General features: G+C 39.0%; 20 protein-coding genes and 1 tRNA gene. 5 read left to right on the forward strand and 16 right to left on the reverse strand.

The features are described from left to right. The 3 genes from Q4533_RS03400 to dnaQ all read right to left on the reverse strand — a co-directional run bounded on the left by Q4533_RS03400 (nt 1) and on the right by dnaQ (nt 2279). Nucleotides 1–77 (reverse strand) — tRNA-Asp (locus Q4533_RS03400). 163 nt (nt 78–240) lie between these two features. Next, the gene (locus tag Q4533_RS03405) at nt 241–1533 is read right to left on the reverse strand and encodes a TIGR03503 family protein (protein ID WP_102520034.1); all 1293 of its coding nucleotides are present in this window, start codon (nt 1531–1533) and stop codon (nt 241–243) included. Nucleotides 1534–1544: 11 nt separating this feature from the next. Then, nucleotides 1545–2279 carry a DNA polymerase III subunit epsilon gene (gene dnaQ / locus Q4533_RS03410; protein ID WP_102477270.1) on the reverse strand — a complete coding sequence of 245 codons (735 nt, stop codon included), beginning with the start codon at nt 2277–2279 and terminating at the stop codon, nt 1545–1547. A gap of 76 nt (nt 2280–2355) precedes the next feature. Here dnaQ and rnhA point away from each other — a divergent pair, with 76 nt between their 5' ends. After that, nucleotides 2356–2838 carry a ribonuclease HI gene (gene rnhA, locus Q4533_RS03415; protein ID WP_102437793.1) on the forward strand — a complete coding sequence of 161 codons (483 nt, stop codon included), beginning with the start codon at nt 2356–2358 and terminating at the stop codon, nt 2836–2838. A 49-nt stretch (nt 2839–2887) separates the two neighbouring features. On the opposite strand, the gene Q4533_RS03420 is transcribed toward rnhA, so the two are convergent. After that, a complete protein-coding gene (locus Q4533_RS03420; protein ID WP_102437795.1) occupies nt 2888–3622 on the reverse strand; it encodes a class I SAM-dependent methyltransferase in 735 nt (244 codons plus the stop codon). A gap of 290 nt (nt 3623–3912) precedes the next feature. Between Q4533_RS03420 and gloB the strand changes: the two genes are divergently transcribed. Both gloB and Q4533_RS03430 read left to right on the forward strand, forming a co-directional pair. Next, the gene (gloB, locus tag Q4533_RS03425) at nt 3913–4710 is read left to right on the forward strand and encodes a hydroxyacylglutathione hydrolase (RefSeq protein ID WP_102437901.1); all 798 of its coding nucleotides are present in this window, start codon (nt 3913–3915) and stop codon (nt 4708–4710) included. Between the two features lie 141 nt (nt 4711–4851). Then, complete coding sequence (locus tag Q4533_RS03430; protein WP_303501884.1) at nt 4852–6375, forward strand: LysM peptidoglycan-binding domain-containing protein; 1524 nt, start codon at nt 4852–4854, stop codon at nt 6373–6375. Between the two features lie 245 nt (nt 6376–6620). Here the strand turns inward: Q4533_RS03430 and Q4533_RS03435 are convergent, their stop codons facing one another. Beyond that, on the reverse strand, nt 6621–8435 hold the full coding sequence (locus Q4533_RS03435) for an AsmA family protein (RefSeq protein ID WP_303501886.1): 1815 nt from the start codon (nt 8433–8435) through the stop codon (nt 6621–6623). Between the two features lie 59 nt (nt 8436–8494). Next, nucleotides 8495–8989, reverse strand: a complete 495-nt coding sequence (locus Q4533_RS03440; protein WP_303501889.1) for a putative 4-hydroxy-4-methyl-2-oxoglutarate aldolase — start codon at nt 8987–8989, stop codon at nt 8495–8497. 177 nt (nt 8990–9166) lie between these two features. Here Q4533_RS03440 and Q4533_RS03445 point away from each other — a divergent pair, with 177 nt between their 5' ends. Further along, nucleotides 9167–9481 carry a hypothetical protein gene (locus Q4533_RS03445; protein WP_102437802.1) on the forward strand — a complete coding sequence of 105 codons (315 nt, stop codon included), beginning with the start codon at nt 9167–9169 and terminating at the stop codon, nt 9479–9481. A gap of 530 nt (nt 9482–10011) precedes the next feature. Here Q4533_RS03445 and Q4533_RS03450 read toward each other — a convergent pair. Both Q4533_RS03450 and Q4533_RS03455 read right to left on the reverse strand, forming a co-directional pair. Further along, nucleotides 10012–11109 carry a GGDEF domain-containing protein gene (locus tag Q4533_RS03450; protein WP_303501891.1) on the reverse strand — a complete coding sequence of 366 codons (1098 nt, stop codon included), beginning with the start codon at nt 11107–11109 and terminating at the stop codon, nt 10012–10014. Between the two features lie 369 nt (nt 11110–11478). Beyond that, the gene (locus tag Q4533_RS03455; protein ID WP_303501892.1) at nt 11479–11724 is read right to left on the reverse strand and encodes a hypothetical protein; all 246 of its coding nucleotides are present in this window, start codon (nt 11722–11724) and stop codon (nt 11479–11481) included. Nucleotides 11725–11832: 108 nt separating this feature from the next. On the opposite strand from Q4533_RS03455, the gene Q4533_RS03460 reads away from it, so the two are divergent. Continuing rightward, nucleotides 11833–12768, forward strand: a complete 936-nt coding sequence (locus Q4533_RS03460; protein WP_102477266.1) for a LysR family transcriptional regulator — start codon at nt 11833–11835, stop codon at nt 12766–12768. A gap of 13 nt (nt 12769–12781) precedes the next feature. Here the strand turns inward: Q4533_RS03460 and Q4533_RS03465 are convergent, their stop codons facing one another. The 8 genes from Q4533_RS03465 to Q4533_RS03500 form a co-directional block, all read right to left on the reverse strand. After that, nucleotides 12782–13846: a LacI family DNA-binding transcriptional regulator gene (locus Q4533_RS03465; protein ID WP_102477265.1), complete on the reverse strand. Its 1065-nt coding sequence runs from the start codon at nt 13844–13846 to the stop codon at nt 12782–12784. A gap of 264 nt (nt 13847–14110) precedes the next feature. Then, nucleotides 14111–14593 carry a GNAT family N-acetyltransferase gene (locus tag Q4533_RS03470; RefSeq protein WP_102477264.1) on the reverse strand — a complete coding sequence of 161 codons (483 nt, stop codon included), beginning with the start codon at nt 14591–14593 and terminating at the stop codon, nt 14111–14113. A 413-nt stretch (nt 14594–15006) separates the two neighbouring features. Further along, a complete protein-coding gene (locus tag Q4533_RS03475) occupies nt 15007–15540 on the reverse strand; it encodes a cell division protein ZapC (RefSeq protein ID WP_303501896.1) in 534 nt (177 codons plus the stop codon). Nucleotides 15541–15729: 189 nt separating this feature from the next. Beyond that, complete coding sequence (gene pyrD, locus Q4533_RS03480; RefSeq protein ID WP_303501899.1) at nt 15730–16752, reverse strand: quinone-dependent dihydroorotate dehydrogenase; 1023 nt, start codon at nt 16750–16752, stop codon at nt 15730–15732. Nucleotides 16753–16817: 65 nt separating this feature from the next. Next, nucleotides 16818–21662 carry an NAD-glutamate dehydrogenase gene (locus tag Q4533_RS03485; RefSeq protein ID WP_303501901.1) on the reverse strand — a complete coding sequence of 1615 codons (4845 nt, stop codon included), beginning with the start codon at nt 21660–21662 and terminating at the stop codon, nt 16818–16820. Nucleotides 21663–21928: 266 nt separating this feature from the next. Then, nucleotides 21929–24283: an RND family transporter gene (locus Q4533_RS03490; protein WP_303501904.1), complete on the reverse strand. Its 2355-nt coding sequence runs from the start codon at nt 24281–24283 to the stop codon at nt 21929–21931. Between the two features lie 64 nt (nt 24284–24347). Further along, a complete protein-coding gene (locus tag Q4533_RS03495; RefSeq protein WP_102437817.1) occupies nt 24348–25358 on the reverse strand; it encodes a YCF48-related protein in 1011 nt (336 codons plus the stop codon). 50 nt (nt 25359–25408) lie between these two features. After that, nucleotides 25409–26773 (reverse strand): DUF1329 domain-containing protein, encoded by a 1365-nt coding sequence (locus tag Q4533_RS03500; protein WP_102477260.1) that lies wholly within the window; start codon nt 26771–26773, stop codon nt 25409–25411. Nucleotides 26774–26779 lie beyond the last annotated feature (6 nt).

Raw genomic sequence — 26779 nt, forward strand, 5'->3', positions numbered from 1 at the left:
TGGCGGAGCGGACGGGACTCGAACCCGCGACCCCCGGCGTGACAGGCCGGTATTCTAACCAACTGAACTACCGCTCCACTTAAGTTGCACGAATAATAAGGTCGTCGTCAAAAACCGTCAACAGTTTTTTTTAAGTTTTTATCCGTTTAGCTAAAAAACATACAGCAGCGATTAAGTTATAAACTTTTTGACTAAAAAGAGATCAATTTAATCTAAGCTAATATAATTAGCAGCAAACAATTATTTTTCATCTGGCATGGTTAAATCAAAATCATCAATAGCAGCAGTGATATCACCTTTTTTCGCAGCTTCTTGTTCAAGTCTTAATTTGGTTGTTGCCAGTGCTTTATTTAACGCAAGTTTCTTACGCCAAAAAATTAACCCTACCCCTCCTATGATTAACAGTAGGCCATTAATCGATGCAATCCACACGATAGCCTTATCTTTTGCAGCTTGCTCTTCTTGCGCTGCTAGCTGCGCAGCTCTTGCAGCTAACTCTTCAGCGCTGGGTGGAGGTTGAGGCGGTTCAATTAAATTAAAAAACAATTCCGGTAAATCCAGTATTAACTCACGCCCTGCAATACTGGTTGAGGCAACACTGCCTTTGATTCTATAACTGCCAAAATCGGTCACTTGCGGTATCGCGACTAAAGCTGGTGTTTCAGTGAGCTCATTAACAACAATCGGTAACTTAAGCCCTGCAGGGCCAACGATATCGAATTGAATATGGGTTTGCTCAAGTTTGAGTATTTCGTCATCAACATTTATTTGAATCTGCCAAACACCGGTTAATTTATCCGCGGGTTCAATTACTTCAACTTGAATGGGAGTTTCTGATAAATAGATTGGGTAGCTAATTTCACGCTCAAATACATTATTTCGCGCGACAACACTTAAGGTGTAGCTTCCCCAAGGTTGATTTAGATTATGTTTGCCCGTAAACACCCCATCATCGGGTATCTCATCCAAACCTTCACCATTATCTCTGTAAGAACCGACTGTAACAGTGCCGGTAGTAAAGTTGGCTTCGGTATTTTTATGATGGCTGGTAAATTTAACCGTCCATTCGAACATGTAATCAAGCCCTGGCAGACGAACCGTTAAGCCGTCACCAAGTAACTTAGCAGTGACTTTTAAACGTTCACCTTGAAATAGAGGCTGGGGGATATGCTCAACGTCAATTTCAAGTTGCGATACTTTTTGGATAGTGGAATTAGGCGCTAAACTGCCGATTAATTGCCAAGGACCGGGCATCGGATTGTTGATTTTAATCATATCGCCAGTTAAGCCATCGGCCCAATTGACATTATCAGGGTGCCTTTCGGAATACCATTTGGAACCGTCAGGCAACACGATTATCACTGGAGCGGAGCCATAAGTTCTTTGCACCAATAAGGTCACTTCATCGACCATATGATCAATACGAAATCTATTCTGTAACTCACTTGCTTGGGTATAAGGCACCGCTGTTGCCAATTGTGGCGTAACGGTAGCAACTAAGATAAAAATAACCGCCAGACAGTATGATTTCATTAAGCTCACTTTTATGCTTCACCTCTCCAGAGGCATTTGCCTGATTTTTTGACTAAATCAAGTCTTTCATCGTGTGATATTAATTCATCGGCCGTTGCTTGGATCACTTTAAGATTAAACTCATTTTGATCAATTAATTGTATGCCACCACCTTCTTGACCCACTTTTTCATTTGATAAATTAAAGCCAATTTGTCCACCGGTCATCACTAAGTAAACATCAGCAAGGATTTCAGCATCCAATAGTGCGCCGTGATAGGTACGTCTAGAGGTATCGATACCGTAACGTTTACTGAGTGCATCTAGATTATTTTTTTGACCAGGATGCAGGTATTTTGCAATGTCTAGCGAATCGAGTATGTCACAGATATCTGCTGACTTGGGGCCTTGGGGCCTAAGCTGACTAAATTCATGATCCATAAAGCTGATATCAAACGGTGCGTTATGTGCGACAATTTCAGCACCGGCGATAAAGTCGATAAACTCTTGTGCGATTTGATGAAACCGCGGTTCTTTAGCAACTCGTTCATCAGTAATACCATGTACTTCAATGGCTTCTGGATCAATTAACTGACCTGGATTGATATATTGATGATAAGTACGACCGGTTAGTTTACGGTCAATCACTTCAACACAACCAATTTCGATAATTCTATGGCCAATATAAACGGGGCCACCAGCCTGATTCATACCGGTTGTTTCAGTATCTAAAATGATTTGGCGACTGGCGCCTGAAATAATATTCATAGGTAACTCAATTAATTGATAATAATTTAGGTATAATTGCCGAAATGTTTATTGCTGTGTATATGGTAACAATTTGATGTCAGAACTAAAACTTATCAATATCTTTACTGATGGCTCATGTCTGGGTAACCCTGGTCCCGGCGGATACGGTATTGTAATGAAATATAAGCAGCATACCAAAGAAATGTCTGATGGATTTAAGCTGACGACCAATAATCGGATGGAATTATTAGCGCCTATTGTGGCGTTAGAAGCGCTATATGAACCGTGTAAAATCATCTTAACCAGTGATAGTCAATATATGCGTCAAGGGATCACCCAATGGATCCATGGCTGGAAGAAAAAAGGTTGGATAACTTCAACTAAAACCCCAGTTAAAAATGTCGATTTATGGAAAAGGTTAGATAAAGCCAGTCAACTGCATCAAATTGATTGGCGCTGGGTTAAGGGACATGCTGGGCATATTGAAAATGAACGCTGTGATGATTTAGCCAGGCAAGCCGCCGAAGCTAAACCTCAGCAAGCTGATGTTAATTATCTGCCTGAAGCCAAAGCCTAAAACCCAAATCTCTTGTATAGCCAATATATTATTGGCTATACGCTTTAGCTTATTTTGAGAGCAATTTAGTATGTTTACTGTGCCCTGCTCTGCCTGCTGTCGGCGCTGTCGCCCATTGACGAGTACGCGCTTTTCGCTTTTCCCTGATGGGCGTTAATGGCGACTCCATTTTTCTGGCCACAATCAAATACACACTGCCAACGCCTGGTAACCACTTTTCTAATCTATTTTGCCACCAGCGGCCTTGGTTCATTTGTCCAAGCAAAGGGTGATAAATAAAACGTTCATCCTGCAGGATTTGATAACCTAATAAACCTAACCAATCTTTTACCCTCGCTGGCATAAAAAACTGACCACACCAAGGTAATTGAGTTTGATATTTAGGTAGAAGCTTACCCATAAAGGCGGTACTGACAGGGTTAAAACCACAAACAAAAATATAGCCGCCGGAAATCATTACTCGGTCAACTTCCCGTAATAAACGATATGGGTCATGTTCAAATTCCATTAAAAAACTCATCAGCACGGCATCCATGGTGCTTGTTTGCAGGGGCAAATGATGGGGATCGGCTTGAATTGATGCGCCTTGGGCATCATGAATAGAAAAATGCCGCGCAATATTGCAATGTAAACTAGACACTTGAGCGCTAAGCGCACCTAGCTTTAATAAATGGTAACCAAAAATCCTCGGCCACCAATCAGTTAACTTTTGTTCAAGGGCCAATTGAATCTCATCACCACAGGGTAACTCTTGCCATAATTGTGGTTTTTGATTTATCGACATTAACCTGATACTCCCTTAATTTCAAAAGCCCTAGGTTGAGTATAACGACTTATGGCTCTTTGTCGTTAGCATTTTACCCATAGTTGATATCATTTAAAAAAGGGACGAATAAAGTGTTAAATTTATTGTTAATTAGCGCGTTTACATAACCTTATTTAGTCACTTCAACCAGTTGTTTACTTTAAATGTAACAGTATACAAGCCTAGTTCAGCCCAAGCATATTCACTCTATTGGCCTTTTACATATAATCCGTTAACCTAGCGGTAAGATTTCACTTATGGATTTAATCATGCTTTCAGTCATCGGTATTTCAGCGTTTAATGACAACTACATTTGGCTTATACATCAAAAAAATAGCAATCAAGCCTATGTTGTTGACCCTGGCTGTGGCCAAAGTGTGCTCGATTACCTCAAGGGCTCCCCATTAGAGCTGGCGGGGATATTAATCACTCACCATCATGCAGATCACACTGGTGGCATTGCGCAATTACAACAGGCTTTTAATAATAAGCTCGAGGTTTATGGACCTGAAAGTGAAAATATTAGCGGTATTACGCATCCAATAAAAGGCGAGCCATTACTCAAACTCAAGGAGCTTGATACAAAGCTTAAAGTCATTAGTGTGCCGGGCCATACGTTAGGTCATATAGCTTACTTTTATCAACAGCCAGATAGTGTAAACTGTGAAGCGTTATTTTGCGGAGACACCCTATTTAGCGGCGGTTGTGGAAGATTGTTTGAAGGCACAGCCGAACAAATGGCAAACTCGTTAGCAAAACTCGCTGACTTGCCACCTCACACCCAAGTTTACTGCGCCCATGAATATACCGCGGCTAATCTTAAATTTGCGTTACAAGCAGAACCTAACAATAAAGCGTTGCAGCAATACAGTCAGTCAGTTACTTTATCTCGTAATAACAATATGGCTACAATTCCAACTACAATCGCAACAGAATTAGCCATAAATCCATTTTTAAGAAGTAACAGTAAAGAAATAAAACAAGTCATCGCTGCTAAGTTTCAAGTTGAAAAACCAACAGCACTACAGACGTTTACTTTACTCAGAGAGTGGAAAAATAACTTTTAAGCTATTGAGCGCGGCGACACTTGCTAAGTTAGCAAAGACATTAAAGCCATTTTACACTACAATGCCGCCTCAATTTTGACCAAACACATTTGGTAGACGCCTTTGATCTGCCAGCTTTGCAAGATTTAGGATTTTTTTTAGATGCATAAACCTTTATACCTTTTTGTTGGAAGCTTGGCATTTCTAACCGCATGCCAAACTGCCACTCCAACAAAAGTCGAGCCTTCACCGATTGTCGTTCCTCAGCCAATTAAGCCTGAAAAAGTTGTAGACGAAGTTGCAGCACCGGTTGAAATCACCGATGTTTGGCAACGGATCCGTTTGCAACTTACCATGCCAATTGATGATGTAAAACTGGTGAATAAATATCGAGACTGGTATTTAGCGAACCCAAGACATTTAGAAATTGTCTCTCAACGTGCAGAGCCGTATTTACATTATATTGTCGAAGAATTAGAAAAACGTAATCTGCCGATTGAACTAGCATTATTACCTATTGTTGAAAGCTCGTTTGACCCTTCAGCTTACTCAGCCAGTGCCGCTTCAGGTTTATGGCAATTAACTACGCCTATTTCTAATTACTTTGGTGTTAAAAGTGACTGGTGGTATGACGGCAGACGTGATGTTCCCGCATCCACCACTGCAGCACTGGACTTCTTAGAGTACTTATACGATAGGACCGGACAAAACTGGTTATATGCCATTGCGGCCTATAATACGGGTGAAGGCCGAGTAAATAATGCTGTTCGCCGTAATAAAGCCGCAGGTAAAAGCACTAAATTTTGGGCGCTATCATTACCCAGAGAAACTCAACGCTACGTACCGCAACTGATTGCATTATCAGATGTGGTTAAAAATGCTGACAAATATGGCATCAAACTAACTCCAATCAGTAATGAACCGCATATTGCTGTGGTTGATACCCAAAGCCAGATTGACCTTAAACTTGCGGCAGATTTAGCCAATATGCCAGTTAAAGAATTAAAAGCATTAAACCCAGGTTTAGATCGCTGGGCAACATCACCTGATGGCCCTAATACATTGGTGGTGCCATTTGATAAAGCGGCGCAGTTTGAACAAAAACTTGCAAACCTTGATCCTAAATCAAAATTGAACTGGCATAGATACCAAATTAAATCTGGCGATACCGTAAGCCATATTGCCAAGCGTTTTGATACTTCGGCTTCTTTTATTCGTTCAAGTAATGGCCTGAAAAATAATAATATTAGAGCCGGAAAGTACCTTATTATTCCAGTTCCTGCTGAAGGCGCAAACCTCACAACTGAACAGTTATTAGCACAAGCAAAACCAAGCTCAGTTAAGACTAAAACTTACACGGTTAAATCAGGCGATTCATTATGGGTCATTGCCAGAAAAAATGATGTCAGTGTTGATGATTTAATTCGCTGGAATCGTCTGCCTAAAAACGGCACTTTAAGCATTGGTAAACAATTAAAGATTGGCGCAGTATCAAGTAGCAAAAACAATGCAGAAAGAACCGTTAATTACAAAGTTCGCTCTGGGGATTCATTGGCTAGAATTGCCGGTAAATTCAACGTTTCAGTCAATGATTTGATCGAGTGGAATAGACTTCAAAACAGTAAGTATATTCAGCCAGGACAGATGTTAAGATTGATTGTGGATGTCACCAAGGTCAATGCGTAGTGAGTCTATAAGCTAACTTCTTAGCAATTTCGCAGTAAGTATTTCGCGACTTAAAACAAAAAACGGCAAGGTGATCCTTGCCGTTTTTTATTATATAGCGATTTTTAAACTTGATGTAATCAACTCATCTATACCAAGTTTAAAGCAGTACAAGATCCAAAGTCTTGGTTAACATGATCCCTTGGATATTTTTACTTATGATAAAAATAGCCGCTGACTAAGCCCAAGTGGGCTTAATCACATCATTAAAAACCTAATTTCTTAAATAACTTACCTTTGAGTTTATCGGTTTCATCTTTAAGTTTAGAATCTAATAAAGCACTGGTATCGATACCAAATTTAGGATCTTTCATGCTGCCGGTTATGGTAAGCGGAATGTCCACGCCAGCTAAGGCATCTTCACCACCCTGACCCGCTAATGAGCCCACCACTGACGTCGTTAGCTTATAGTCCACAGTTTCATTATCAATATTGGCACTGCCATTACCGCTAAGGCGAATGAGTGGCGACGCCATAGCTAAGTCTGGGTTAGTCGCAACAGCATTTTTCAAACTAAAACTACCGGTTAAACTAGTAAAATCAGTTTTAAGTTCTTCAGTATTTTTTGCAGATAAATCCCCTTTTAACTTATCTTGAGCACTACGGATCATTTGCGGGATATTCACTCCGTATAACGAGCCATCGGCAATTTCGAAATTACCCTGTGCCAGCAGGTTTTTCTTTAAGTTATCTGCAATTAAACTTTTACCAGAACCAGAAATTTTAAAATTTGCCGCACCTGAGATTAAATCAATATCCGCCGCATCTTTTAACAGTGGTCTAAATTGCACACCTGTTAATGTTTCATCGAAGCGGTAACTAGGTACTTTCTGACGACCATCGAGCTGTGCTGTGGCTTTAATACTACCTTCATATAAATTCGCAGAAAACTGAGTTAAATCGGCAACGCCATCTTTGACCTTGGCTTTCATTACCCAGTTTTGAGTGAGTAGGTTTGCGACCTTGATTGATTTAACCGTCATGCCTAAGGTTAAATCAATGGTTTTTAATGCGGACAAATCAGGCTCTACAGCTGGCTTGCTCGCTGCAACTTGTTCAGTGTCTTCTGCTTTAGCTTCGGTCTCTGATGGCGGCAGTAATTTATCAACATCGATATCACCGACATCTAATTGCAGGTTAATTTTAGGGATTGTGGCGCCGTAATTGACTGAAACATCGCCAGTGGCGCTTATGTCCATCGCTGACAATTGTTTTATAGCAACATCTAATTTTTTAGCATCTAAAGCCACATTAATATCAGTAATCAGCTGGCTGCTAACACTTTTATTAGGGATAGCCTCACCGGTCACATCAGTATTAATGGTTAAATCAGCCATAATAACCTGAGTCAAATCTTCACTAATGGTCAATTGACCATTACCAGAACTTGCCAGCATCATATCAGGCATTTGTGCAGTAAATTCATAAGCAAAGTCTGCAGCGTTTCCTAATGAAAACTCACCAAGGGTTAAACTATTTAAACTAAATATTTGTTTGGTTTCTGCCGCTTCATCAATTACGTTGATGGTGGTATTGGTAATAGACACGCCGCCGATTTGTAAACTTTGCAATTCGAGTGTATTAGCTGATGATGCTGGTTCTGACGCGGTTGTGGTTTCAGGTGATGCAGCACCGCCCAAACCATCAAAGCTGGTTGAACCGTCTTTTTTAGTGACGATATTCATAGTCAAACCATCAAGGGATAATTGTGCAATTTCCACTTGTTGGCTTAAAAGCGGCATTAATGCCACACTGGCGACCGCTTGGTTTACTTCAACTAATGTACTTGGAGAAAAGTTCTCAGGGTTGGATAGTGAAATGCCACCGAGGTTAATCCCAAGTGTCGGGAAAAAGCTCCAACTTAAGTCTTGGCTAATGACAAAATCACGGCCAGTTTGCTTTTTAACGGCATCCACAATTTGTGGTTTAAAACTATTTGGATCAAAAAATACCGTTAAATAAATAACCAGCAATAAGATTACGCTAGCGACTATAGCTAATAGCCATTTAAGTGCCTTCATGTTTGCATCCTTGTAAGCAAATTGATTTTTAATGTAAAAATAAATTAATTCATCTAAGTTTAGCTTAATACTGCTAAATCTAAAGGTTTTTCAGTAACGGCTATGCCATTTTCATCGGCATAGATCATCATGGCAGGTTTTACTGAGACACCGGCAATCTCGATATTTATATTCACAAGGCCAACATCTTTTTTTTCTGTTTTAATGGGATTAGCACTTAGCGCCTGCACACCAATACCAATGGTCAACAATGTGCCCACATCTCTTACCGCACCAAAAATGATGATACCTTCCCATTCATTATTGGCCGCCGACTCCGCAATCATGTCACCTAGCAAAGCACGCCGACACACGCCGCCGCCATCGACCACTAACACTTTACCTTTACCAGCGGTTGCTAACGTTGACTTCACTTTAGAGTTATCTTCAAAACACTTAACCGTAACCACTTCACCATAAAATATCCGTTTGGCGCCGTAACTTTGCCAATTGGCGGGTATCAAGGTTAATTCAGAACCATAGTGGTCAAATAAATCAGGTAATAAATCTAGCATTTTGCACATCCTGTACTAAAGTAAATAAATTAATGTTTAATATAAACGTCATGCTCTATTGAAACAAATCATTAATCTGAATAAACTATCAATAATGCTCTGTTACTATTCATGGAAGATAGAGAGTACCCATGCTAAATAGCATTCATTTACTCATAATCCTAAGTAGTTATCCATATGACTGATATTAATTTACAAAATGTAATTAACGCCTTTGATGAATTAGATTTCGAAAATAGAACAACTAAAAGTCTTGAAAGTGCCCGCAACAAACTGCAAATGAAAACTTATCTTGACTCTCTTGATTACAGTTTACGTCGATTAAACATTTTAAATGAAGTCGTTTCAGAAATGGTTGAGCAAAAAAAATCAGCCTTAAAGAAGCAAGAGCAAGTTCAAACCTACAAATCTAAAGTCATACAACTGTCTAGAGAATATCGTATTTCTTACCAAGAAGTACTTGAAATCATGATTTCAATCAAACAAAAATAAATAGTCTAGAACCCAAATTAAATAGTAAAATCTTCATACTAAAAGACTCAAGTTCAACACAAATTGATACTCTAACTATTTTTATTGGCTGATTTAATTGTCCAATCTTATAATCGCATTACTTTATATCTTTTTAGGTTTACTTGGGGGTAAGCCTAAATTGTTTATAATCCGGCTATGTAAATAATTTATATTTTAAATCTACCCAAAACTAGCTTGCATAACCAAACCTACAAAAACCTTATCGCTATTCGAAGGTATATGTTCATTTTGATTTTTACTTTTCAAACAAAACCTCTTCACTGCGGGTTAAGTTGGTACTTGGCTTAGCAAGAACTGCCCTTTCCCCTCTGTGGTTGCTACTATTTGAATGATGCTTGATAAATATCGCCAATGAATCCTTTAATGTCATTTGGGATATCGTCCACTTGGTCTGCCTATCACGGTGCCACAATGGGTTGAAAAATAGCAATTTGAATTGAGAAAAGCCCCTTTAATTTTGAATTTCAAATGTATTAAAACCGTTTTAGCTAAACTGGATACACTCTATTTCTGCCGTGACCTTTTGCTAAATAAAGATGGGTATCTGCTTGTTTATATAATGCCTCAATTGTAGTGATTTCTTGGGTCATTTCAGCGACACCGATACTGACGCTTGTATCAATCAAAATGGTATTATAAAGGAAATCTTTACTCTCAATGATAATTCGTATTTTCTCAGCAATACGCTTGGCATCATTCATTGATGTATTGTTGAGTAAAATAGCGAATTCCTCACCACCAATTCGTGCGAAAATATCGCTTTCTCGCATACTAGCTTCTACGACTCTGGCGAGATGTATTAATACAAAATCACCTGCTTGATGGCCATAATTATCGTTCACTTTTTTAAAGTGATCGATATCAATCATTAACAGTGAAACGCTAGTTTGTTGTCTTGAAGCAATCGCCATTATCTTTTTGGCCATTTCAAAAAAATAGCGTCGATTATATATGTTAGTTAGATTATCCATGATTGATAATCTACGAAATTCTTCGGCGCTCTTTTCTACATCCTCGTGGGCTTTTATGCTAGATATACGACTATCTAACATTGATTTTGACAATAAAATGGTTGCAGGAATATAGCTAACAATAAACGCCAATAAAGCAAAATGTTGGTATTCACCAAAATAAAGCATAATAGCAATCTGCGGCGTTATCATTAAAATGAAAAACACCAAATAGGCTTTAAAGAAAGACGACATCGATAATGTTGCGGCTGTGACAATTCCGATAATTAGAATAAAACCGACAAACTCAAACGGTTGACGAGCATAAATTATTAGCATCACCGATGATGCCGTCCACATGCAGGCTTGAAATACATTTAGAGCGATAAAAATGACTTCATCATTAGCGAGTCTTTTTCTATCTTCTTTTTCTAAATGTTTTTCAAACATTTTTGCATTATAAATTCGGCATATTGCTAAGAGAATTTGTAAACAAAACCAAGTCATCAAAATGTTAAACGGAATGAGGATGTTAAATACTAAGGCGTAAGTAATAGAGACAATCAACATCGCAACCATGGCTCTGGGTGTTTGCTCGGCTACATTTTGTAAAAGTTTTTCAGGAACGTTAGACATACATATCCTAATTCAGCACAATTTGACCCTAGTAAACAACTCATTAATCGATTTTAATAGCTTGAGATAAACGAATATTTTATGAGGCTGCATACTTATTTTAACGTTCTTAAAAACACACAAATACAGTTAATTAGAGCATTATAGTAAATATAGGAAGCATCGCCTGAATTGTCTAGCAGACCATTGGAAATCATTAAATAAACATGTGCTAGGCGTTATTTAGAGCACGATTGAGACCTTGATTGAACAATTCATCAGCAAGAGAAAATGCCTACCTTATGTCAGAATACCCCTTTAATTTACTCTCGAAGGCAAAGTAACTGTACCCCAGTTACAAAAACGCCTTTTTAGGTGGTTTTTACTGGGTTAGTACTCGCTTAATTTAAAGTCGCTAAACGTGGCAAAGTTAACTTGTTGACGGTTTTCATAAAAAGCTTTTGCTGCCCAAATATCGCGTTTAATACCCTCAACTGGTCGAATAGCAAACTCAACGTCTTTAATAAGGCGTAAAAGCTGCATTAACTCACGACAGTTTTGAGTGATTCTAATAAGAAGACTGCCAGACTCAGATGGCGGACGTATTAGACCTTGTTGAAAATGAACTTGTTGCATTGTTATCACCTGTGCGGGCTATTTTATCGAATAAGTAAATAATACCTGTTGTTAACTCCACTAAAAACGCTATATTAATTATAATATTCTCAAATATGGATTGATAATATGCTCATACAAGACCTGCACATCATTCTCAAAGTAGCTGAATTTCGAAGTATTACTGCGGCTGCAAACAGCCTTGATATGCGTATGGCAACCGCTAGTGCTGCGGTCAAGCGTGTTGAAGCAGCATTAGGCGTTGAGCTATTTGTACGCACTACGCGCCAACTTAGGCTTTCCCCTGCTGGTGAGCGCTATTTACCTCAATGCGAACTGGCTGTGCAACTGTTAGACAATGCCCAGCAAAATGCTCAGGAAGATTTAGATGTACTAAAAGGTGAAATAAGAATTGCCCTATCATCTGATCTAGGCCGTAATGTGGTTACCCCGTGGTTGGATGATTTTTTGCTGCTTTATCCCGACGTGGCTTTACGCAGTAATATCACTGACAGTAATATTGATTTTTATCGTGACTCTGTTGATATGGCGCTGCGCTATGGTGAGCCAAGCGATGCCAGTATGTATGGTTTTCGAATTTGCAGTATTCCACGAGTACTGTGCGCCACACCTAGCTATTTAGACAAAAATGGCGCCCCTACAACGCCAGATGAACTCATAAATCACAATGGGCTGTTTTACCAGTTACAGGATATTGTTCAGAACGAGTGGCGCTTTAGTCATCAAAACCAAAGCCATAAAGTAAAGCTTAAAGGTAATCGTGCATCTAATGACGGAGATTTGGTGCGGCGTTGGTGTGTGTCGGGACACGGGTTTGCGATTAAGTCATGTCTTGATATGGCGGATGATTTGCTAACTGGTCGTGTGGTAAACGTCATGCCGGAATATAAGCCAACTGCGACAGAATTGTGGCTTGTGTGCCCCAGCCGTCAGTCTATTACCCCAACAGTGCGCTTATTACGTGATTATTTTAGAGAGAAAACCCAGCAGCTATTGTCTCAACTGGTTGAGCATGGCGTGTTAAACAAACAAGATATTAAATAACATACAATCACTATTAAGCTAATTCATTAAACTGAGTTGTTGAATCTCGCTCTTTTAATTCAAAGTCTAAAACATGGCGTAAATTTGATAGGCTATCTGAAGTCACTTGATTCATTTGGCCAGAAGTCAGTAATGTGATAGCTGTTTCAGCCATCGCATTGATAGGTTGTTTCACTGTTGTGATATGTGGCCAAATCGTAGTAGCAAGCGGGGTATCATCATAACCGGCAACGCTTAAGTCTTTGGGTACATTTAAGCCTAAGGAATTGGCAACCGAAACAACTGCTGCAGCCATATCATCATTACTAGCAAATATCGCGCTTGGTCTATTTTCTCTATCTAATAGAGCCTTAGCAGCTCCTAATGCAGACTTATAGCTGAACATACCTTGCTCAATAAACTCTGGCGGAATGTTTAACTGTTTAGATCGCATTGCATCTAAAAATCCTTGATAACGAAGACGACTGGCACCAACGTCTGGGTGCCCTATAATAAAGCCAATGTCTTTATGGCCTTTATTGACTAACAAATTGGTCATATCATAAGCCGCTTGATAATCGTCCATACAAACAAAAGCAGATAAGGTTAACTCCACATCTGGTGATACTCGTACAAAAGGAATATTTAATACAGTAAGCTCTTTGAGAATCTCAATATTGTTACAAAAAGGCGGTAATAGAATAACGCCATCAACTCGTGTTTCTTCAACTAAATCACGTGTGATTTTTAACTTTTCTTCTTGGGTGCCTTCACACTCATCTACCACTAAATGATAACCTTGCTGGCGGCAACTTTTTAAAGCCGACATCATGAACTGACTAACATAACCACCTTCACTTGGGTTTTCGTAAAGTAAGCCAATTAAATAAGATTTAGAACTCGCTAAACGCCTAGCTGAAATATTGGGGCGATAGTTTAGTTGATCTGCCGCTTGCTGGACTTTCGCTCGTGTTTTGTCACTGACTTTTTCGTCCTTGTTTAACACCCTAGAAACGGTCATTTTCGACACACCAGCCATTAAAGCAACATCTTGAATAGTGATTTTAGTGCTTGATTTACTCTTATTAATTGGACTCATTAGGAAACTCATTTAAAAATAAGATAAATGTTACAAAGTTCGTAGTAACAATAATACCCTCAGAATAACAGATAAATTACTGATACTATAATCACTTATTCTTATTCATGCGTATTGTGGCAAAATCTATAATTATCACATTAAAACAGTCAATAAGGATCATCGAACCATCGTTATTAGCGACTAAAGCTGGTTATTACTCACACAATAAATTTATCGTGTTATCGATAACCTACATTTGATAATAATGTCTATAAATTATTACTATAAGCTTTTTAGCATCCAAACATCACAGCCACCGTGAATGGTACCAACAAGGGGCTTATCTAAATGTTGAAAGCCCATCTTTTCATAGAGTGTAATTGCCGCTGTCATTGAATTTAACGTATCGAGATAACATTGTTCAAAACCGTTTGCTTTTGCAAATGTAAGACATTGCTCAGTTAAGCGCTTACCTAAACCAAGCCCTCTCGTTTCAGGTAATAGAAATAATTTTCTTAACTCACAAATCTTGTTATCACCGTTGAACTTTGCAATACCTGCACCGCCTACCACTTGATTATCAATGCATGCTACTAAATAAATACTCTTATTTTTTGAGCAATAAAACCGGCTCATTTGTAGTACTTCGGGATCAGAAGGGCCAAACCCCTCGCCTATGGCACCAAATTCTTTACCTACTGATTTAATGATGGCTGCGACTTGGGGATCTTGCGCTAATATTATGGGTTTGATTATAATTTTCATAGTCTGTTTACCGCTTAACCTTGCTACGATTCAAAATAGATGTTTAACAACACCCGCTTACTTATTTTGCTAAAGTTCGCTTATTCGAGGTGATTTATCTCTGTTTGTTTCAATATACTTTTTAAAACTAATTGAGTCTATTGGCATTAAAGCTGATGACTATTAGCGCCATTTGCTATATTCGCAGCAAATGAACCAGAAATTAGACTAGCTTAGCTAATCCCGTATTCGAATTTAAAACGACAGTGAAGAGTATATGACGAGCTAAAACCAATTGAATTGGGTACAAAGAAGATATCTGATAATTTTTCAATTTAACAAATATTATTAAATAGCGCTTTTAACTAAAAAAGCCGCAATGAACATTATTAATTAAAATATACACACGAGTAAATCACCAAACAGATATTAGATTAAGCAGCAACCACAAGTTTGGCTTTTTTAAGGGGATTTAAGCGATTATGCATCACCTTAATAGTATCAAACTGCTGTAGAACTTTAGATTCAGTTAAAGGGCATTCTCGGGATAATACCATCACTAAAGCTGCTTGCAGACTGTTTTCAACCACTAAAACTAACACTGATGTGCCATTGGCATTTAAAGAAAACAATTTACCCACATCGCAATATACACATTCTTGGCTGATTTCAAAAAACCAAGATTTTGGCATTTGCGGCTTAATCATAAAATGAGCAGCTGTTGCATTTAACGCTGTTTGAACTACTGCTGCGTCGGATATTTTTAAGGCTTTTGGGAGATTTTCAAGTAGATTAATATAGAATTTTGCATGATCCACACTAAATTCTGACGTCACTAATGCATCTGGGATAAGAGATTTGGATTTATATGGGGTTAAGAACTCCATTTCGGAACCTAATGAAATACTTAATTGCTTAAACGTTTCATTATATTCCCATTGCCAGTCCTTATTTGGCATTAATAACATTTTTAAATACCTACTTTACCAATACAACTCAATAATAGTTCATATTTCAGTCAATATCAAAACATTATTAAAAATATTTGATATATTTATCATAAAGTTATAGCGATCGAAAGATCGTAATTGCGATCGCTATAACCTGTTTAGATCTAAATTATTTGATCAAAAGATCTTTTTATAGATCCTTCTATATTATTTTGCTTTATATGCATTAACAATATCGTTTATTAAACCAGGACCTTGATAAATAAAGCCAGTGTATATCTGCACCAATTCTGAACCTACATCAAATTTAGCTAAGGCATCTTCGGCACTATTTATTCCACCGACGCCAATAATCGGGATCTCTCCGTTTAAATATTCAGCTAATTGTTTGATCACTTTAGTAGAAAGTTCGGTTAATGGCTTACCGCTCAAACCACCCATCTCATTAGCATTGTCTAAACCAACAACTGCATCTCGGCTTAAAGTGGTATTTGTTGCAATCGCGCCATCAAATCGACTTTTTAATAATGACTCTGCGATCTTTTCAATTTCTTCAGTGGTTAAATCTGGGGCAATTTTTAGTGCAATTGGTGCATATTTATTATACTTCTTCGCAAGTTCAGTTTGTTTTTCTTTCAATGACGATAGTAAATCATCTAATAACTCACCGTATTGCATAGTACGAAGGCCAGGAGTATTAGGTGATGAAATATTTACCGCAATATAATCTGCATGTTGATAAACTTTTTCCATACAAATTAAATAATCATTCTTACCTTCTTCAACTGGGGTATCTTTATTTTTACCAATATTAACACCGACAATAATATCTGTTTTCTTAGCCATTAAATTTCTGACTAGGTTATCTACGCCTTTATTGTTAAAACCCATTCTATTGATGATTGCTTTTGCAGGTTTTAAACGAAATAAACGTGGTTGTTCATTACCAGGTTGAGGACGAGGTGTTACCGTACCCACTTCAATATGACCAAAACCCATCGCATGAAATGCATCGATAGATTCACCATCTTTGTCCAAGCCAGCAGCTAAGCCAACTGGATTTTTAAAATTAATGCCCATACAAGTCACTGGCGCTGCAGCAACTTTTTGACTGTAAAATAGGTTTAAAGGGTTATTTCCAGTATTTTTTAAACTTCCGATAGCGATATTATGCGCGACCTCTGGATCCATCTGAAACATTACTTTTTGTGCAACTTTATAAAAAAACATGCTTTCTCCTAAAACCTAAAAAAAGCCCCGGCTATTGCCAGGGCTCGTTCACTTATTATAAATAATTATCTGGGTCCTTCGCAATGAAGGATCAATAAATTAAGTTCTCGCAGCGCCACTGAGAATTTAGCGAAATCATGGCTTTGAGACACCTTGAATTCAGTCAGTAAATTAAACCAGCGTTCTAACAGTTTCTGATTATTATCAATCCACTGATTAATGATTTCATCTGCGTCGCAAGCATCTGTACAGGCTCTAAGGACTGTTGAGCTTAACGAGCGCTGCTGCCAATCAAGCTCTTCTCTAAAGGCTGCGCGGGCTAATGCTTGCCAATGATTTGATACTGGTTGAATACTAATTTGTTCTAAGAACCAATGTAGCTCAACTTTTGCACCTAATCTGAAGTACGTTTCTGCAACGAGCTTGACTGATTTATTTTCCAGTTGGGCTATTTGGGCAATATCTAATGCAGAGAATAAGGTACTCATCTTAGCTACAACGTGCGCTAAAGACTCAGGTACATTTTGTTCTTGCAATGATTTAATTTCAGTTGAAATTGCAATCACTTCAGCTGCAATCATATATTGATCAACATTCGCTTTTAATTCATCAAACACAGGCTTGAAGAATGCGACGGTTTGCTCAATGTTCTCACCTTTATTACGGTGACGAATAAACCAACGACACGCTCTGCGCATATTACGGCGCAATTGATGCAACATTTCACTTTGAACGTCAGCAGACACAATACCATTAAGCTCGGTAATAGACTGAGTGAGTTCTGTTAAGCTAAATATTTCTCGAGCCATAGTATAGCAAATTGCCGCTTCAGCGACTGTGGCGCCAGTCTCATCTTGCATACGCTGTACAAAGTTAAAGCCCATGTCATTAACTAGTTCATTAGCTAATGAGGTTGCAATAATTTCGCCGCGTAAAGGATGCGAAATCATTTTTTCTGCATATTTATCTTTTAACTGCTGTGGGAAATAATCCGTTAGCAATTTACTCAAGAAACTATCGTCAGTGATTTCAGCGGTGACTAATTGCTCTTTTAGGACCATTTTGCCATAAGCGACCAGCACAGATAACTCTGGGCGAGTTAATGCACGGTTATTAGCCAAGCGATCGGCTAACTCGTCATCTGTCGGTAAAAATTCTAGGGCACGATCCAATTTGCCATCTTTTTCAAGATATTGAATGTAACGGATGTGTTCTTTTAACTGAGCAACACCGTGCGCCTGAGTTACCGAAATAGTACGGGTTTGATCGTTACAGTCTTGTAGAACAATTTCACCGACTTCATCAGTCATCGACTCTAATAAGCGATTACGCTGTTTTACCGTAAGCTCACCATCTGCGACGATGGTATTAAGTAAGATTTTGATGTTTACTTCATTGTCTGAACAGTCAACACCACCGACATTATCGACGAAATCAGTGTTAACACGACCACCATTGGCTGCAAATTCAATACGACCAAGTTGAGTCGCACCTAAGTTGCCACCTTCACCAATGATTTTAGCGTTAAGTTCATTACCGTTTACTCGTATAGCATCATTGGCACGATCGCCAACTTCAGCATGAGTTTCAGTCGTCGCCTTAACGTAGGTACCAATACCGCCATTCCAAATTAAATCTACACGCATTTTTAGTAATGCTTGCATAAGCTGATTAGGTGTCATGGTGTTTTCATCAGTGTCTAACATCAGCTTGATTTCTTTAGTAAGCTTTAGTGATTTGGCTGAGCGATTGAAAATCACCCCACCTTTAGACATCAATTTAGTGTTGTAATCTTCCCAGCTTGAGCGCGGTAAATTAAATAAACGCTCACGCTCAATATAACTTGTTTCAACTTCTGGATTTGGGTCGATGAAGATATGCATATGGTTAAATGCAGCTACTAACTTGGTATGACGAGATAACAACATACCATTACCAAATACATCGCCAGCCATATCGCCAATCGCTAGACAGGTAAAATCGGTGGTTTGACAATCAATACCTTCTTCACGGAAATGACGTTTTACTGACTCCCAAGCTCCTTTTGCGGTAATACCCATTTTCTTATGGTCATAACCATTACTGCCGCCAGATGCAAATGCATCACCTAACCAAAAGTTGTATTCAATGGCGATTTCGTTGGCAATATCGGAGAATGTTGCAGTGCCTTTATCGGCTGCAACCACTAAATAGGCATCATCTTCGTCATGACGAACCACATCTTTTGGCGGTACAACATTGCCTTCGATGATATTGTCACTGATGTCCAATAACCCGCGAATGAATAAGCGGTAACACGCTTGCCCTTCGTTAAAGAAGGCTTCACGGCCGCCGTCTGTAGGCAGCTGCTTACACACAAAACCGCCTTTTGCACCAACAGGAACAATCACGGTATTTTTAACTTGTTGCGCTTTGACCAAGCCTAGTACTTCAGTACGGAAATCTTCACGACGATCTGACCAACGTAAGCCACCACGAGCGACTTTACCACCACGCAAATGCACCCCTTCAAACCTTGGTGAATACACAAAGATTTCAAATTTTGGCAATGGACGCGGCATCTCAGGAATATCTTCAGGTAAGAATTTAAATGAGATATAAGGTTTAACATCAACATCGTTAATCGTTTGATAGAAGTTGGTACGCAGCGTTGCGTTAATCAAATCTAAGTAACGGCGAATAATTCGGTCATCATCAAGGCTAGAGACATCTTCTAGGCGTAAATCGATTTGCTCATAAAATTTACTGAGAGTGCGGGTTTTAAGTTTAGGGTTAAACTTACGAATAAACATTTTAACTAATAAATCAGCAATTTGCGGATAACGATTAAAGGTTTCTTCGATATATGATTGGCTAAATGTTGCATCAATTTGACGCATATATTTGGCATAAGCACGTAAAATAGATACTTCACGGCCAGTAAGGCTGGTTGCCAACACCATGCGGTTAAAGCCATCATCTTCAAGTTTCTTTTGCCATACTTGAGATAACGCATTTTGGAATCGATCTTGGCTATCTGCCAAGTTTTCAATTGCTGCGCCCTGCACCATCATTAAGAAATCAAGGATCCAATAGGTGGCACCATCTTCAGTTTTCACTTCATATGGACGCTCATTGATGACCCGTAATCCAAAGTTTTCTAACATTGGCAGTACATCAGACAGATGTATCGGTTCATCTTTATGGAACAACTTTAAACGTACTTTATTATCATTTAAGGCTGTTTCTTGCGGCTGATAAAATAGCATGCCTAGTTTATGCTCGTCATTCAACGCTTCAAGGTGCTGAATATCGACCACGGCTGAACTCGGCAATACATCTTCTTTATAGCTTGGTGAAAACGCATTGAGGTAACGTTTAACTAAGCCAGTACCCGATTGCTCACCTAATGAGTTAGTTAATGAACTCTGTAATTTATCTTCCCAAGAGCGCGCCGCTTCAATTAGGTTTTTCTCAATAGCAGCCACATCGACATCCATATTATTATTATCAACTTTCACGATGTAGTGCGTACGCGCTAAAGTCGATTCTGAGAAATAAGTGGTAAATTCAACATCTTCAGTGCTGTTAAAATGCTGCGCTAAAATACGTTGAGTGTCTTGACGTAATTTAGTGTTGTAGCGATCTTTTGAAACATACACCAAACAGGACAAAAATCGGCCAAAACCGTCTTTACGAACAAATACTTTTAATTTGTCACGGTCTTGCATATGTAATACACCACGAGCAACGCTGGCTAATTCATCTTCTTTAGATTGAATTAACTCATCACGAGGTAAATTCTCAAGGGTATTCATCAACGCTTTGTAGTCATGTGAACGTGGTGCTAGACCTGAGCGCTCCATAATCCGTTCAACTTTTTCAGCTAACAGCGGTATTTCTCTGGGGCTACGGTTATAAAGATTGGACGCGTAAAGTCCTAGAAAGCGATCTTCTCCAATCACGTTACCTTTTTTATCAAAGCGTTTAATACCGATGTAATCCACATAAGCGGGCCTATGAACTCGGCTTTTAGTCGAGCTTTTAGTCAGCACTAACAGACTCTCATCTAGAGCTTCTTTTCTTGCTGATTGAGAAAGCGAAGACAGTAATAAGCCACGCTCGCCGTTTTTATTAACAGAGCGGCTCATTAATCCTAAACTTGAATCTAAATCAGGCACTAACTCAACATCACCTTCAACACGCTTTAACTCATAATAGCGGTAACCTAGTAGGGTGAAGTGATGATTATTTAGGTAGGTTAAAAAGCTAATTGCTTCTTCTTTTTCACATTTCGCGCCTGGAAAAGGCTGCTTAGGTAATAATTTTACTGTTTCTGACAATTTGTCAGACATTTTTTGCCAATCAACGACTGACGACACCACATCAGCAAAAACTGATTCAAGTTCTTTACCAATGGCTTTAATATCGGCTTCACTGCTTTGGCGATCAATTTCAATCAAAAACACCGCAACATTTTCTGTGTTTTCATCAGCATCTTTAATAAAAGACACTTCTTTAACTAATTCTTTTTCACGCACCAACGCCATTGGTGTGTGCAGCATCATATGAGCAGTAATCCCCATACGATTTAACGCCATAGCAACTGAATCAACCAAGAATGGCATATCAGGCTGTATAATTTCGATAATACTATGACTTGACTGCCAGCCATGTTTTGACTGACTTGGATTAAATACCCGAATGTGGCTATTGGTTGCAGCAGATTTGTTTAAGGCATTCCAAAGACTTAATACTGCGCCATACAAATCGCTGTCATTACGAGCGTTTAAGTCGTCTTCTGACATATGGGCGTATATACAATGGGCAAATTGCTCAACTTGTTTTGCTTGAGTATTAGGGATTTTTTTATGAATTAAATTGACTACATTTTCTAGTAGTACTGAAGGCATTGCATCTTTAAAGGCCATGTTGCAGTTTCCTTAAGCGTTTATGGCAGCGCTTTTATCATTATATTGGATGCTTCGGCTTGTTGATCCCGTCTTAAACTGAGATCTGTCGCAAAGTTTATTACTAATTTCATGCTAATTCGAGCTAAATTTTAGTGGTAGATCCTCTAAAACCCTTGTTAATTCAACAATTATAGACATTTAATGACCAATCAAGCGTTTAGACAGACTAACTATGCAAAAAAAAAGAGGAGCTAAGCTCCTCTTTAAGTAATAAACCCTATAGATTACTTAGGTTTGCGCCAGAATACAGCCGACAGTGCAGGCAATATAATTATCGCCCCCAACATATTGACTAAAAACATAAATGTTAACAATATTCCCATATCCATTTGGAATTTCAGTGCAGAAAAGAACCAAGTACTCACACCGATGGCTAAAGTAAGCCCGGTAAAAATAACCGCACTGCCTCGCTCAATTAACGCTTCAAAATAGGCTTGCTGCACCGCCATGCCATTGTTGAGTTTACCTGCCATAGTCGAAAGAATATAAATACCATAATCAACACCAATACCAACACCTAATGCAATCACCGGTAAAGTGCTCACCGCAAGGCCGATATCAAGCCAAGTCATTAATGCTTGTGCTAATGTCGACACCACATATAACGGCACAATCACTGCTACCGTCGCTTTAAGTGATTTGAAGCTAATTAAACATAGGATAAATACAGCGCCATAAACATAAATCATCATAGGTAGCTGCGCTTCACTAACAGCTTCGTTAGTCGCAGCCATGACACCAACAGGGCCAGAAGCCAGTTTAAATTGTAATGTTTCGGTATTGAGCTTTTCAGCTACATCTGTGACTTTAGCAATCACCACTTCAATGGTTTCAGCCTTATGATCTTTCAAAAATAAGAAAATAGGCATCACCGAACAGTTGCCGTTTAATAAACCTGATGTCGTTGGTACTCGTCCTACCGCTTGCACTAAACTTGCTGTGGTTCTTGGCAATATTTGCCACTTAGGGTTACCTTCGTTAAAGCCGGCATTAACCTGCTTAGCCACTGACGCTAAACTGGCTGTTGATTCAACTCCCGGGGTATTGGCCACCATCCATTCGAATTGATCGATCTCAGCTAATATTGAATGATAGGTACAGGCTTCAGGGGTTGCTTCAACAATCACCGTCATATAATCAGTGGTAATTGAATAATTATCAGTAATATAAAAAGTATCTTGGTTGTATCTTGAATCAAGATGCAATGCCGGCGCACCGCCTTGAAGGTCACCTATTTTCATATTACTGGCTTGTTGCAAGCCAAAAGCATATAACAGTGCAGTACAAATCAGCACAATGACAGCATATTTAGGAGTGGCAAATTTAGATAAGCTACGCCAAATCCCTTCAATTTTATCTTTTTGCGCTTTATTCTCTTGAACCGGTTTGATGTTGGTGTAAGAAATAACCAGTGGCAATAAAATTAAATTGGTCAAAATAATAACAGCAACACCTAATGATGCCGATATCGCTAACTCTCTAATAATACCGATATCGATTGCAAGTAAGGTTAAAAAGCCAACGGTGTCTGATAATAATGCAATACCGCCTGGTACTAATAAACTACGAAACGCGGATGCAGCTGCAGCTTTAGTGGCTTGTCCATCACCAACACGGCGCCTAACCGCATTAATCATTTGTACCCCATGGCTTACGCCAATTGCAAACACCAAAAATGGTACAAGAATTGACATTGGATCTAAACCAAAACCTACTACTGTTAACAACCCAAGTTGCCACACCACCGCAATTAAGCTGCATACTAAAGGCAAAATCGTCAGCATTAATGACTTAGAAAATAAATAAACCATCACAGCTGTGATTGCGATAGCAATCAAGAAAAACAGCAGCACGCCCTTAGCGCCTTCAGCTACATCACCAGCCATTTTAGCAAAACCAATAATATGGATTTTGATGGTATCGGTTTCATATTTAGCGCGTAATTCATTTTCAAGTTGCTGAGCAAATTGAATCGTATTTAACGGCTTAAAAGTAACATCCTTTTCAGCGCCTTCAGATGCGGCCATTTCTTCATCTGTTTTTGCTACAAACTCCATTAACTGCGCCGTTAACATAGCTGATGAATAATCATTGGACACTAAGCGGCCAACAATACCGGCTTTTTCGATATTGTCTCTGACAGTATTTAAGCCATATTCATCATTACGAAAGTCAGCAGGAATAACCGGCCCACCAGCAAAACCATCTTCAACGACTTCGGTAAATCGAGTCGAAGGTGAATACAATGACTTAACTTGAGAGCGCTCAACCCCAGGAATGAAAAAGAGTTGATCATGTACATTTTTGAGGGTTTCAAAATACTCTGGGTTAAAAATATTGCCGCTGGTATCTTCCACTGCCACCATGATCCTATTCGCACCACCAAAATCTTTTTGATGCTTGGTATAGGTTTTCATGTATTCATGATTTAATGGAATATTCTTACTAAAAGCGGCATCCATTTTTAATTGGCTAGCTTGGTAACCTAGAAAGAAGGTAATTAATATAAATGAAAATATTACCCACATCCTGTGTCTAAAGAGGTAACTTTCAAATCCATTGACCAGTTTTTCTAACATCTTATCGGCCCTATTATTGTTGTTTTAATTTTAGTTATCATTTTGTGATGGCTATTTGTTATGGCTACTTAAGTTGGAATAAGCCTTTAGTACCTGCAAACCAAAGTTCCCCTTGATTATCACTGGCTACAGCAACAATGTTTTCACCTTGTCTGCGAGCTATGACTTTGGCCTCAAGCTTATTATTGAGCTCAATGATCATGCCAGCGTTACCAACTAAGTAAATTGAACCATCTGTGTTGATATAAGCGTTATGTATCGTTGACTTAACCGGTAATTTAATTTCACTCCATTGTGAAAATTGTTTATCGGTAACAAAAACATGACCACGAAGCCCCATCAAAAAGATATTTTTATCCGTTTCAATGGCATTAAACATTGAACCGTCATAAATAAAATCATGTGCAGTAAAGGTTTTACCATTATCAATTGATGTGGCGACTAACCCCAGTTCGCCAACCATTAATAAACTATTGTCAGCTAATTGAATAACACGGTTAAAATGCGGTAGTAACGCTGCGCGTTCAGATAAATACAGTGCTTCATCTTCAGCTTTTAAATCCGCTAAATAACCAATATCTTCTTCGAATAATAACTCTTCATGGAATTCTTCTTGCCAGTTTTGACCGCCATCCTCGGTGCGATAAAACAAGCCATATGCCCCAACCGCTATACCGTTTTTATCATCAAAAAATAAAATATCTAATAACGGCTTTTCAATTTCAAATGACTGAAATTGTAAGGTCCAAGTTAAACCACCGTCTTGGGTATGAATGATGGTTGCATCATGACCCACGGCCCAGCCTTGCATCTCATCGAGGAAAAATACTTTGGTTAAGTGCGCGATAACAGGCGTAGTCACTTGTTGCCATTGTTGTTGTTTGACTAAAACATGGCCACGTTCACCAACAGCAACTAGCTTATCGCCAGCGTTAGCAATATCTAACACTAAAGATGATTGAGCAAGGGGTTGGAGTTGAACGCTGAGCGGATCAAATTGAACATTTGCTGATGCAACACCGAAAAAGCAGCTAACACTGATTACGGCAACATTGCGAAGTGTGCGAAACGACATACAAACTTCCTTAAGAATAGCTGGGGCGCATGATGCGCCCCATAAAGGTCTTAGCGAATACCTGCGCGACGCAGCGCATCAGGTGTGAAATTAGCTTCAGAAAGCTTGGCATCAAAATTATACATGCGGCCTTCGTTATCTAATCCCATAGCCAAGTAACGACGAGATTGTAAATCGTGGAAAATTTCTAACGTACTCCAATGAGTTGGAACTTCATAGTAGTTGATAGAATGTGCAGTACCTACACGATAAAGCTCATCACGGTTATCATACATATCGGTCAACGATACTTGCCATGAATCTTCATCAATATAGAAAACACGCGTTTTATAGATATGACGCATACCGTCTTTAAGAGTTGCTTTTACTTCCCAAACACGGTGTTTTTCCCAACGAGCATACTCAGGATTGATATGACCAGGTTTTAGGATTTGATCATATTCAAGTGCATCAGAATGAAGTTTGTAATCATTGTAAGGGATATAAACTTCTTTCTTACCAACGAGTTCCCAGTTATAACGCACTGGCGAGCCGTTGAACATGTCAAAATCATCTGTGGTTCTTAAACCATCTGAAACAGTACCCGGCGTATCAAAAGCAACATTTGGCGCTTTACGCACGCGGCGTTGGCCAGTGTTATAAGTCCATGCTTGACGAGGTAATGCTTCTTGATCCATGGTTTCTTTAACTAACAATGCAGTACCAGCAAGACGTGCAGGCTGACGAACAACTTGTTTAAAGAAAAACAAGGTATTCGTTTCAGCGAGTTTATCTAGCGTGATCTCTGGACGGCTATATTCAAAACGGATCTCTTCAGCGGTTTCGATCAAGGTGTAAGAGCCACTTTTTGTTGGTGAAGCTTGGCTACGATAAGTTTCCACATCAACACCGCGATAACGCAAGATATGGTTCCAAATCACCTCTAAACCAGTTGATGGAATAGGAAATGGTACACCAATAGATGCCCCACTCACGCCATTACCATTTGAAACTAATTCAGCGTTTAACGCATTCGCTTTAGTGGCTTCGTAAACATACTGAGGAACAGACGCAGTACGACGAGTCTCATAGACATTCATTTTGTAGGTATCTGGATAAAGCTCAAATAACTTCACCTGACCCGGTGTTAAAAACTCAGCATATTGTGCTTTGTTAGCATTGGTAATAGTAAATAACACTTTATCGTTTGGAAAAGGGTCTGGATGATGCATGCCCTTCTCATACCCAGCTGGTGCTGATGTAATACCCTTATCCCATGCAGGGATAGAGCCATCAGCATTAGCAGCCATAACTGCCCCTAAAGGGGTTAATTCAGTACCTAATTTTGCAGCTTCGGCTTCTGATACTTTCGCCATCGCTACTGGTGCAGTCAGCGATAACATGACAGCAGCCGATAATATCGTCAGTTTCTTCATTATTAT

This window comes from Shewanella sp. 6_MG-2023 (assembly GCF_030547195.1).
GTDB lineage: Bacteria > Pseudomonadota > Gammaproteobacteria > Enterobacterales > Shewanellaceae > Shewanella.

Bases quoted from the DNA above. Each gene is read 5' to 3' on its own strand.
- Q4533_RS03430 (WP_303501884.1), top strand. From the start codon at position 4,852: ATGCATAAACCTTTATACCTTTTTGTTGGAAGCTTGGCATTTCTAACC.
- Q4533_RS03490 (WP_303501904.1), bottom strand. From the start codon at position 24,283: ATGTTAGAAAAACTGGTCAATGGATTTGAAAGTTACCTCTTTAGACAC.
- gloB (WP_102437901.1), top strand. From the start codon at position 3,913: ATGCTTTCAGTCATCGGTATTTCAGCGTTTAATGACAACTACATTTGG.
- Q4533_RS03460 (WP_102477266.1), top strand. From the start codon at position 11,833: ATGCTCATACAAGACCTGCACATCATTCTCAAAGTAGCTGAATTTCGA.
- pyrD (WP_303501899.1), bottom strand. From the start codon at position 16,752: ATGTTTTTTTATAAAGTTGCACAAAAAGTAATGTTTCAGATGGATCCA.
- Q4533_RS03500 (WP_102477260.1), bottom strand. From the start codon at position 26,773: ATGAAGAAACTGACGATATTATCGGCTGCTGTCATGTTATCGCTGACT.
- Q4533_RS03435 (WP_303501886.1), bottom strand. From the start codon at position 8,435: ATGAAGGCACTTAAATGGCTATTAGCTATAGTCGCTAGCGTAATCTTA.
- Q4533_RS03465 (WP_102477265.1), bottom strand. From the start codon at position 13,846: ATGAGTCCAATTAATAAGAGTAAATCAAGCACTAAAATCACTATTCAA.
- Q4533_RS03450 (WP_303501891.1), bottom strand. From the start codon at position 11,109: ATGTCTAACGTTCCTGAAAAACTTTTACAAAATGTAGCCGAGCAAACA.
- Q4533_RS03440 (WP_303501889.1), bottom strand. From the start codon at position 8,989: ATGCTAGATTTATTACCTGATTTATTTGACCACTATGGTTCTGAATTA.
- Q4533_RS03485 (WP_303501901.1), bottom strand. From the start codon at position 21,662: ATGGCCTTTAAAGATGCAATGCCTTCAGTACTACTAGAAAATGTAGTC.
- Q4533_RS03470 (WP_102477264.1), bottom strand. From the start codon at position 14,593: ATGAAAATTATAATCAAACCCATAATATTAGCGCAAGATCCCCAAGTC.
- dnaQ (WP_102477270.1), bottom strand. From the start codon at position 2,279: ATGAATATTATTTCAGGCGCCAGTCGCCAAATCATTTTAGATACTGAA.
- Q4533_RS03455 (WP_303501892.1), bottom strand. From the start codon at position 11,724: ATGCAACAAGTTCATTTTCAACAAGGTCTAATACGTCCGCCATCTGAG.
- Q4533_RS03405 (WP_102520034.1), bottom strand. From the start codon at position 1,533: ATGAAATCATACTGTCTGGCGGTTATTTTTATCTTAGTTGCTACCGTT.
- Q4533_RS03495 (WP_102437817.1), bottom strand. From the start codon at position 25,358: ATGTCGTTTCGCACACTTCGCAATGTTGCCGTAATCAGTGTTAGCTGC.
- Q4533_RS03445 (WP_102437802.1), top strand. From the start codon at position 9,167: ATGACTGATATTAATTTACAAAATGTAATTAACGCCTTTGATGAATTA.
- rnhA (WP_102437793.1), top strand. From the start codon at position 2,356: ATGTCAGAACTAAAACTTATCAATATCTTTACTGATGGCTCATGTCTG.
- Q4533_RS03420 (WP_102437795.1), bottom strand. From the start codon at position 3,622: ATGTCGATAAATCAAAAACCACAATTATGGCAAGAGTTACCCTGTGGT.
- Q4533_RS03475 (WP_303501896.1), bottom strand. From the start codon at position 15,540: ATGTTATTAATGCCAAATAAGGACTGGCAATGGGAATATAATGAAACG.